This is a genomic window from Fibrobacter sp. UWP2 (assembly GCF_900141705.1).
Classification (GTDB): Bacteria; Fibrobacterota; Fibrobacteria; order Fibrobacterales; family Fibrobacteraceae; genus Fibrobacter.
The window spans coordinates 1-9,957 of record NZ_FQYM01000050.1 but is presented as its reverse complement, the minus strand read 5'-3'; the positions used below and the strand labels follow the sequence as shown (position 1 = coordinate 9,957).

At 40.6% G+C, this 9,957-nt stretch carries 6 protein-coding genes and 2 pseudogenes; 6 read left to right on the top strand and 2 right to left on the bottom strand.

The features are described 5' to 3' along the window. On the top strand, positions 1-288 hold a 288-nt coding region (locus BUB55_RS13340; RefSeq protein WP_234971946.1), incomplete at its 5' end, for a hypothetical protein. Positions 289-725: 437 nt separating this feature from the next. Continuing rightward, positions 726-2,405, top strand: coding sequence for an AIPR family protein (locus BUB55_RS13335; RefSeq protein ID WP_073192315.1), 1,680 nt, complete (start codon positions 726-728; stop codon positions 2,403-2,405). 70 nt (positions 2,406-2,475) lie between these two features. Here the strand turns inward: BUB55_RS13335 and BUB55_RS13330 are convergent, their stop codons facing one another. Further along, positions 2,476-2,742 carry a hypothetical protein gene (locus BUB55_RS13330; protein ID WP_255369507.1) on the bottom strand — a complete coding sequence of 89 codons (267 nt, stop codon included), beginning with the start codon at positions 2,740-2,742 and terminating at the stop codon, positions 2,476-2,478. 274 nt (positions 2,743-3,016) lie between these two features. Between BUB55_RS13330 and BUB55_RS13325 the strand changes: the two genes are divergently transcribed. Genes BUB55_RS13325 through BUB55_RS13315 form a run of 3 tightly spaced genes read left to right on the top strand, consistent with a single transcriptional unit; the run spans position 3,017 to position 9,452 of the window. Beyond that, positions 3,017-6,058 carry a carbohydrate binding domain-containing protein gene (locus tag BUB55_RS13325; RefSeq protein WP_073192311.1) on the top strand — a complete coding sequence of 1,014 codons (3,042 nt, stop codon included), beginning with the start codon at positions 3,017-3,019 and terminating at the stop codon, positions 6,056-6,058. A 6-nt stretch (positions 6,059-6,064) separates the two neighbouring features. Then, positions 6,065-8,062: a hypothetical protein gene (locus BUB55_RS13320; RefSeq protein ID WP_073192309.1), complete on the top strand. Its 1,998-nt coding sequence runs from the start codon at positions 6,065-6,067 to the stop codon at positions 8,060-8,062. Between the two features lie 7 nt (positions 8,063-8,069). Further along, entirely contained in the window at positions 8,070-9,452 is a 1,383-nt protein-coding gene (locus tag BUB55_RS13315; protein ID WP_073192307.1) for an SUMF1/EgtB/PvdO family nonheme iron enzyme, read from the top strand. Positions 9,453-9,557: 105 nt separating this feature from the next. Here the strand turns inward: BUB55_RS13315 and BUB55_RS14805 are convergent. Next, positions 9,558-9,674: pseudogene (locus tag BUB55_RS14805) on the bottom strand (HNH endonuclease); the annotation flags it as partial. 3 nt (positions 9,675-9,677) lie between these two features. Here BUB55_RS14805 and BUB55_RS14800 point away from each other — a divergent pair. Then, positions 9,678-9,866: pseudogene (locus tag BUB55_RS14800) on the top strand (acyl-CoA dehydrogenase family protein); the annotation flags it as partial. Between the last annotated feature and the right edge of the window lie 91 nt (positions 9,867-9,957).

Sequence of the window (9,957 nt, the reverse complement as noted above, 5' to 3'; positions counted from 1 at the left end):
TTGCTTGGTGTTTTTTTGCTGAACCAAATTTACAAGTTGGAGACCACCTTTTTCTTTTTGGTTGCAGAAATTTCAACTAACTTTGGGGCATCTTCTGTTTTCGCGGCTTTGTTCCTGAACAAAACCGCTTCTACAAAAGTTCAAGCACGATTGTTCACGGACAAAAGTGCTTCTACAAAAGTAGAAGCACCTTTGCAAACGGTCAAAGCCGCTTGTATAAAAGTTCAAGGGCTTTTGCTCACGGACAAAACGGCTCCTACAAATGTCCAAGCGTTTATACACAAGTGACAAAGGCGCTCCCGCAAAAGTTGGAGCACCTTTGCTCACGAGCAAAAGTGCTTCTACAAATGTTCAAGTGCTTTCGCACATGAACAAAACTGCATCTATAAAAGTTGAAGCGCCTTCGTTCTTGGACAAAACAGCCTCTACAAAAGTAGAAGCGCCTTCGCTCTCGGACAAAGCCTTTTCACAAAAATCCCCCCTTCTTGGAGCTAAATCATACCACCACTACCGGTTTAAGGTTCTCCATCTTGCATTATAGTGCCCAAAACAACTGACATTATCTATATTTCTTATGACTACATTTTTATGAAAAAAATTGATATTCAACAGTTGTTGATTGCAATAAAAAATAAGAACTTCAAAAATGTCTGAGTGCGATATCAAGGTGTTGACATTCTCACTAAAATAGTTTATTTTATAAAATAGCTAAGGAAACATTAATAATGGACATTGCCAAGCAAATTGTGGATCAACGAATTCTTGGGCTTATCAAAGAGAACCCAAGTATTTTTACGGAATCCGAGGAAAAGAACATTTCTAAGGCGTTTCTCATGTTGGGCGTGTCGGCTTATTTGGACCTTGACATTCCTGACACGCTACAATACATTACGGAAGGGCGGAATGATGGCGGTTTTGACGCGGCCTATATTGTTGATGGTGCTGACATGCAGCTTAATGTCATTCTTTTCCAATCCAAGTATACACGAAACTTGGACTCTGATACAAACTTTCCTGCAAATGCAGTTGAAAAGGCTGTAAACACAGTAAAGTGCGTTTTTGACCCGTCGGCGCACATGGTTTTAAACGAACAAAGTCAAACAAAAGTCAATGAAATCCGCTCTCTCATTCTTGAAGGTCATATTCCATACGTGACTTTCGTCATGCTAAACAACGGCTTGAAATGGGATGAAACGGGTGATAGCTACATCAAGAACACCTTTGGCAATCAACCCCAAGTAAAATTTGTTCACTACAACCATACAGACATTGTAAAATACGTAACAAGCCCTAAAAAAATAAATACGCAACTAACCTTGTCTGGTGCGGCGATCCAAGAAAACTTTAATTACAAACGGGTCATTCTCGGAAAGATTCCCGTAACAGAGGTTTTCTCTCTTTTTGAACAATATGGCGATTCTCTCTTAGAAAAGAATATTCGTCGATACTTGGGAAAGAATGCTGTCAACAACGGGATTGTAGAGACGCTTCTTGACGCCCAAAAGAAGCAGAATTTCTTTTTTTACAACAATGGGTTGACGCTGGTCTGCGAAAAATTTGCATATAATGGATTGCAACAATCCAACTGGATTGTCAAACTCGATTCACTGCAAATAATCAATGGTGGCCAGACCTGTAAAACGATATACCAAACGATAAAGGAAAATCCAGCATTGGATTTTTCCCAGATCTTTGTACTCGTTCGAATCTACGAACTTAGCGATGACGAACAGACGATAAGAGATATTACTTACGCCACCAACAGTCAAAACCCTGTTGATCTTAGGGATTTAAAAGCCAACGATGAAAAGCAAACCTTGTTAGAAAAAGGGGCTGCCGAATTAGGATTCACATACAGACGCAAGCGTGATTATAGTACTGCGATAAACGCAATCCCGTCAACGGTCGCGGCGGAAGCCATTCTTTCTGTATGGCGTAACAAACCTCATATAGCAAGGTATAGAAAGAACGACCTTTTTGGTAGTTATTTTAATGAAATTTTTGGCAATGTAAATGCCGCTCAGATGATTGTCGCTGTGCAAATTTTCAGATATTGTGATGCGATAAGGAAGCATCATTCCGGCGAACCCAATTGTGATGCGATTAGACCGTTTGAAACACACTTTATGTCTAACATTGTGGGTAAATTGCTTCTAGAACAGAAACAGATTGAATACAAGAATATTGATCATAGAAATTTTCATGCCATTCTTTCGTTCTTTGATGAGAATAAACTAAATTTAATTACACTCGGTGAAACTCTTCTCTACAAAATGCTCAGCGAGTATTTTCAGAAAGAAGCTATTAACGAACTGGATGGAAGAACCATTGCGACTGCATTCAGACGTTACGATTTGCTCGAACGATACATAACAAATCCCACTTGGTGGAATTCTCACAAATAGAATAAAATTGAATCAGTATAATAAAAACGAGTGAAGAAATTCTTCATTCGTCTTTAATTTAAAAACTAATCTATATCGCAAAGAAATTCTGTTGGCGAATCGTTCCAAGGTTTCGCTTGATAACTTTTTGAATATACGGTATAATTATTTTCAATTGCCTTACCAATTTCATTCGCCTACGGCTCACAGCGCACTTGCCGCACTGCACGCAAGCGTCCGGATTCCAACTCGGGATGTTGAGGGCGAGGTCGCGCTTTTCGTACTTGGTGGTAGCGGTCGGGAACACGCCGTCGCAAGGCATCTTGGAGACGGGGAGGAACTCGCCGTTGCCCTTGATGATTTCGGCAGTGGGGGAGTAGTCTATGGGCGTTCCCCACTGGCGTGGGTCGGGCTATATTCTGGGGGCAATCGGCTTCGCTTACGCTTGCCGCTCACCTCCCAGAACCAAGCCCCGCTGGCGGGTCTTGTCCTCAAGCGGTCACAATCCCTAACGCGATTGCAACAGTTAACAACATATTTAAAGAATTGATACGAAAAATTTACCAAATGCGTTGACAACATGTTAAAATATTGCTACGTTGTCGTTTCCTTGAAAACAACAAGAGGAAAACTTGAAACAGTTACATTCTTATATTTTTGCCATTCTTTGTCTATTAGGGCTAGATAGCGCTTTTGCTCTTAATTTCCCGTATTCTGAATGGAGTCTTGCAAATTACGAAGGGGCGTATGCGACCTTTAACGAGGGCTTTGTTTCTGTAGCCAATGGTGGCTCGGACTATTGGCATGTTCAACTGACCCGCAGCAATATCGAATTACAGGCTGGCAAGACATACGAAGTCAAGTTTTACCTACAGGGTGTTAGTGCCCGCCGCTATGTAGAAGTTCGCATCGGGCGCGATGGTTTCCCTTATGATGCTTTCGCCGAATTCGGTGAAGTTGCGGCGACCGTAAACGGACGGACTGTAACAAAGACTTTCACGATGCAGTCGGGCAATGTCAGCAACGCCCGATTTGAATTCAATCTTGGTAAAAATTCCGGGACGGTTTATCTTTCTGATGTCAGTCTGAATTGCCTTGACTGCGGTTCGAACCAAAATATAAGCGGAAACAATTCTTATGCAACATCTGCAAGCGATTGGGGATACGTTGTCGTTGCCGACATGGTCGATTTCCGTGATAATTCCATGTCTTTGGGCGATGTATTCGGTCAAAATCTTGAACTTGGGGTGGATTCCAAGATTTACGGTAATGTCGATGCTTCGAGCCATTGTTTCTTGCGTGAACGGGCGAACATCAGCGGTGATTTGCGTTATACTAGCCAATGCGAGGAACAAAACGGTGTCGTAGCCAAGACAAAGAGTGCGGCAACTCTATCAAAGCCTATTGTCGGAATTCCAAACATCGTTGCAGGGGTGACTCCAGTCTCTGTTGGACTTGACCAAAACGTTACAGTATCGCCGAATAATTACGGTGCGTTCTATGCCAATGCAAGATCCAAAGTTCATTTCTCTTCTGGTTCTTATACTTTCCAGAATATCTTTACGGAACCTGACGCCGAGTTTGCGTTTGACTTGACTTCCGGCCCGATTACAATAAATGTCTTGGGAAATGTCCGCTTCGGCGACCGCAACACGTTCTCCATTACGGGCGGAAACCCCAGCGAAATTTTATGGAATGTCGCCGGCGAGAATGTCGATATGGGAACGGACGGCTTGTATTTTGGAAAATTCGTCGCACCGTCCGCATTCGTTCGCATTCCGTCGCGATCGCACCTTGTCGGAGCCGTGTATGCCAACAAATTCCAGATAGAGCCGCAATCTACGGTTTCTCAGGAACCTCGGGCAACCGAAATCTCCCACAGCGAAGAACATTTCGGACCGTTCTTTGAGCCTGGAGTGTTCCGCTATGTTTCACAGTTGCCGCTTTCCGCGTCTGCTATCGAAATGTTTGTCTATGCGGATAACGCCCAATTCAAGGTGAACGGCGAAACATCGACAACGGTCGAACTTCCGTCTTCTAATGTAACCGCAAACATATCGCTGACCAGGAACATGATTTCGGGGTTCCCCGCCGAAGCGTTCAGTAGCAGTTATGTATTCAATTTTACCAAGAGTGCAAACTACCGCATCTACTGGAATCCGCAGACCCAGTGCAAGCAGGGTTGCGACGGTACTACCGCAGCGACTGCCGTGGGCGACTTCGCGACTGTTCTCGAAACAGCCAAGGCGACAGGCCGCGAAATTAACATGGCGGGTGGCGTTTGGAATGTGGCCGACAACTTTACGGACGGCATTGTTCCTTGGAAAGTCGGTTTTGAACTGGTCGGATACAAGGGTGACATTTGGGATTTGAATTCTGAAAAAGATCTCCCGCTTTTGAACATGGGCGGAAATACTCATGTGGAAATCGAAGGTCGTTCTCCACGCAGCATTATCGGCCTACGCCTTGAAAATGGATTCAATGCCGAAAACGGTGGAACAATCCATTCCGACAACCAGAAACTGCTTTTGAAAAACATCGTTATCGCAAAGTCTAAATCAAACAAAAACGGCGGAGCCTTGGCAACAAGTGATTCCTTGTATCTCGAAACAACTCACTTCACACAGAATACATCGAAAGGAAATGGCGGCGCAATCTCTGCTCAGGGAGAAATCAGCATGCTGAATGTAATCTATTTGAGCAATACGACTGCTCTTAACGGTGGAGCCATAAATCTTTTAGGTGGCAACACCTACATCGGCAACGCAATTTTCTATGACAACCATGCTGCGGACAATGGCGGTGCAATCAACAATGATGGCGCAACCCTAAACCTTTGGAATGCAACATTCTTCGCAAACGGTGCTACGACAAAAAATGGAGCAATATCAGGCAAGGCTAAAGGCTCTATAGGCAACAGCATTTTCTGGAAGAATACAACGGCAACATGCACAGGAGAGTGTGCAGAAGAAGTTGTCGCCGGCTATAGCGCAACAAATTCATCTTTCTCGAAAAACTACATAGGAACAAACATCTACATCGGCGACCCCAAACTCGCAAACGAAAATAATCCAGCCGGCGAAAACGAATATATGAATTACGATGCAGGAATCAATCTTGATCAAAAGTCAAACCTATTGAAAGCTGGCGTAAAGAACAATTTCGCTCCACAATACGACATTGTGGATATGGAACGTGAAGATGACGCAATTGCTTTGGGCCCTTACGCAAACGCAATGCCGTCAAAGAACGCAACATTTGGTGTATTGGACGAAGAAGGAAACGTGGTGGCGAAAAAGCCTGCTATACCTTTGATTAGCGCCGTAATGGGCACCTATCATAGAAAGTATCTTATGCATTCACCTTATGCTAGAGTTTGGAAAGCAACAATCGACAGAAATAAGAAAACAAAAAAATTAAAAAAAGCCCGCGTTAAGTTATGGGTTAAAGATAAAGATGGAAACAAACGCACCGAAGATCCCGTTGTTGAATTTGATGTTTTCCGCAATGGTGATGAAAACGGTCAATGCGTTTTCCAAACAATGACAAAAAATGAAGGCAAGCCAATATTATTTTCCAAGCGTTTGAAGGATGCTGGCGAGTATGACGAGGCTATTGTAATTTACATGGGCGCAGTTACAGATTACTTCTATTACGAAGCAAAGGAGAAGTAGATTATTATGATGAAAGTTTTAAAATTCCTTTTTACATCGCTCTGCGTTTTAATTTTACAAGCTTGCGACGATGACGGTTCTGCAAGCGATAACGTAAATCCAACCCCTCGATGTGAGGAAAACGATCCAAATTGTTACAAGCTAAGTATCAAAGACATTATCCCTTATGAAGGGGAATATGATTTTGAAACCTATGGGAACGGTGAAGTTGTAGAATTTCATTGGAAAGAAACATTAGCGTGGTTTCTTGAGTCAGACAAGCATGAATACGGTTATGATAGAGACCCATATTCTAATTTTGACTATGAAGAAGCTGCATTCCGCGGGAAGGACGTGTATCTTTCTGTAGAAACAGGTAAAACAGCCTATGTAAAAATTAGAATAGACAAAAATTCGTCTGAAGATTTTCATTTGTACAAAATTAAAGAAAATGGAGACGTAGAAAAGAAAGACCTCGTTTCCGCAAAAGATATATGTAAAAAAACAGATTGTATTGATGATATCCCATTATCTTCTGGAAATTATGTAGTTTTCAACGGGGACGAAAAATTGGAAAGGTATTTGCATATAATTCCTTATCCAAAGGATTCGTATAAAGAAGTTTTATTCGTTAAACTTGGAAACGAAGATGCTGTCGGTTGTCTGAATGATAAGGGGAAAACTGGTTGCTATACAAATGGCGACGTTATGACGAGATTTAATACAATAATGTCTCAAGCAGTCGTTAATGCAAAGTTTACAGATGTCACTCCATCAGAGGTCAATCTCAAAGATAGTAAAAAAGGATTTGAAGATAAATTATGGGTTGACTTGACAGAAAAAAGAAAAAAACAAATCGAGATATTTGATGACGAAGGAAAAAAAGTTATTGGACATAAAAAAATAGAATATCCTATCGTAAACGATCTTTATGAAAAAATAAAATACACAAATAAATATGGTTGCGGGAAAGAATACGATGAACTGACCGAAGCCGCCAAATTAAGTGATCCTGTAAAAGATGTTTACAAAGAAGCCTATAACAATTACAACACTAAAGTAAACGAATATAATGATGCGCTCATTAAAGAATGTACTTATAAAGAAGGACAATATGTAAACTGTTCTAGCAAAATCACAACCTTAAAAGAAGAACTAGACGAACTCGAAAAAATACGCGACGATGCAGAAACAAATTATGGACCGTTAATAGATGATTATAACAGCAAAGTCAAAGCTTTCAATAACGCTTATCAGGATGCACGGGAAAAACATTTCGCCTTAGGAATAAATGAAATGCGAATAGGTTGGAAGGTTGAAGGCTTTACAAATGAAGTGTATGAAAATCTCAATGCCGTCATCAATTTGTGTCAAAAAGAAGAAGAAAGCGGACCCATAGGAATCGGAGATGATGATGTAATATGCAATAAAAAGGCAAATTCCTTATCCATGAGATTATATAATGATTGCTCCAAAAGCAGCATTCCGGTACAAATGAAAATCGGAACCTACAATAAAGACGAGGACTCTTTTTTTGCATCTATATCAGGCGCTGGATCTTTTGACCGAAAGTGCATGTATTTTGTCTATGCAGATGTATTTCCTTTTGTTCCTGATGATGCACAAACGGCCCAAGTCACAATGTGTGAATACAAATCTAAAGCAAATAAAGCTGTAATAGGCGGACTTGTTTGGGGCGCACATTTAAACGGCGATGCATCTTTAAATACCATTGTTCACGAAATAGGGCATTCATACGGATTAACAGACTTATACATCGCTGATGACGAGCCAACGTTCGCAGCAACATATACCAGTATGTACAACACATTTGCCTTTGATGAGGGAAATATTATGTTTTGGAGAATACCTTCTGGGCAGCGCATACGTTATAGGCCTTTATTCGTTGTTCAAACCGGAAAAAACGAGCGCTACAGTTTAAATCACAACGATTTACCTCCATACGCAACAGAAAATCAATGGGAATGTATTCGCAACAGTGAGAAATGTTTTAAAGATAAGTAGGTCATTTATGAAAAATACAAGAATAACCTTCATCACTCTATTTATTCTAATTGTAGCATCTTTTGCTGCAAACGATAAATTGTATGAAATGGATGGAACAATGGTTGGTCCTTCCAACAAAACTAAAGGCCCCAAAGCCTTGGCAAAAACAAATCACGATATAGGAAAAAACAATAGTATTTTAGAACAAATTTATAACAACCCAGATACCATTCACATCTCATTGAAAGATTCAATTCATTGGCTTGAAATGGAGAAAAATACAAATTACACAATCTGTATAGATGGCGCAAATGATGGCCTATGGAAAGGAAACGATTTCTCATATAAAAAAGAGCTTAATTGCATTCATTTAAATTCAGGGAAATATGTCAAAAATGGGAAAATTTGGTACACGACCAAATTGGGTAGTGTTTACACATTCAACATTCTTGTTGGGATGAAATATATAGATTTGTCAAAGCAGGATCACCTTCTCGGATATTCTATGGTTAATATTAGCACCAATCAATACGGGCAAATACACGATCGTGATCCAGCAAGATTCGAAAAAATAAACAAAGTTCTTGCTGTAGATGTATATAAAGTGACAGAATGTGAATTTATCCAAGTTTTATGGGATTCAATTCCATCACAGACAAACGACAAATATCCTGAAAATTATAATTTTTGGATCAAAAAAAAGAAGGAGATGAATAAAAATGATTTATGCGATATTCATGATTCTGCTGCAATTCGTGTATTTCTATACAATGCCTTTATTTATGCGAATAATCGTAGCATAAGAGATGGCTTGCAGCCAGTTTACACTTTAAAGATAGACAATAATCCAGACAATTTTTCAACCAACAAAAAAAATAGTGATTTTTACATTAAAGGATACGCTTTTTTCAAATCAAATGCTGATTGGGATATGATTTTTGTAAAAATCAACAAAAAAGCTAATGGTTATCGCCTACCTTATTATGACGAATGGATGGCGTTAGCTAGAGGCGGTAACAAAAAAAATTACGCCAACATTTGGGGTGGCATAAAAGATTCCAATTTAGCAGCACAATATGCTTGGTTTGGAAACCGTAATTCTGATGATCCAATATTTGCAAGAAGCGACGAGTGGAAGAAAGAATCATGCGGAGAATGGAAACAAAATTCTCAACCAGTTGGAATGCTGAAGCCTAACGCATTTGGACTCTATGATATGATGGGATTGGTATGTGAAAATGTCATATTGGAGAATAAAAATCTATACGATTACGAAAGATTTACAACATGCAAAGGTGGCTTTTTGACTGATTCACTTGAAAATATGAATCTCAGTGCACATTGTGATGCAAGAAATGGAGCAGTAAAAACCTTTCAAGGATTACGTTTAGTAAGACAACTTAAGTAATATCAAAAAAATCTCGGGCATCTAATGGTCGAGATTTTTTTCATTTAACATTCCATCTGCAAATAGACAAATCGAGGTGGCGAATTTCCGCCTACACCTATTTTACTACCGATTCCCTTTGGCTCTGTTATGCGACTTGCAGAGCATTTCGCAGTTGGCACGGTCGGTTGCGCCACCCTTGCTCCATGCGGTTACATGGTCAGCGTCCATTTTGGCGAGCTTCCTGAACTCTGCGGCCGTCGCAAGTTCGGTCTCATCAAGTACGTGATGGCCCTCATGAACGGCGCTCGCCTCGGCATTGCCGCCCAGTCCGTGGGTATCAGCCAGATGGCTTACAACGAAGCTCTCGCCTACGCCAAGGACCGTAAGCAGTTCGGCCAAGCTATCGTGAACTTCCCGGCTGTGTACGAGGTAACGTATATTTTCTTTCGCAAATTCCACTAAGGGGGTAAAAAAATAGGATGTTCCAATTTTTAGATTTGAAATAACCACAAATCAAACACAA

Bases quoted from the DNA above. Each gene is read 5' to 3' on its own strand.
- BUB55_RS13335 (WP_073192315.1), top strand. From the start codon at position 726: ATGGACATTGCCAAGCAAATTGTGGATCAACGAATTCTTGGGCTTATC.
- BUB55_RS13320 (WP_073192309.1), top strand. From the start codon at position 6,065: ATGATGAAAGTTTTAAAATTCCTTTTTACATCGCTCTGCGTTTTAATT.
- BUB55_RS13315 (WP_073192307.1), top strand. From the start codon at position 8,070: ATGAAAAATACAAGAATAACCTTCATCACTCTATTTATTCTAATTGTA.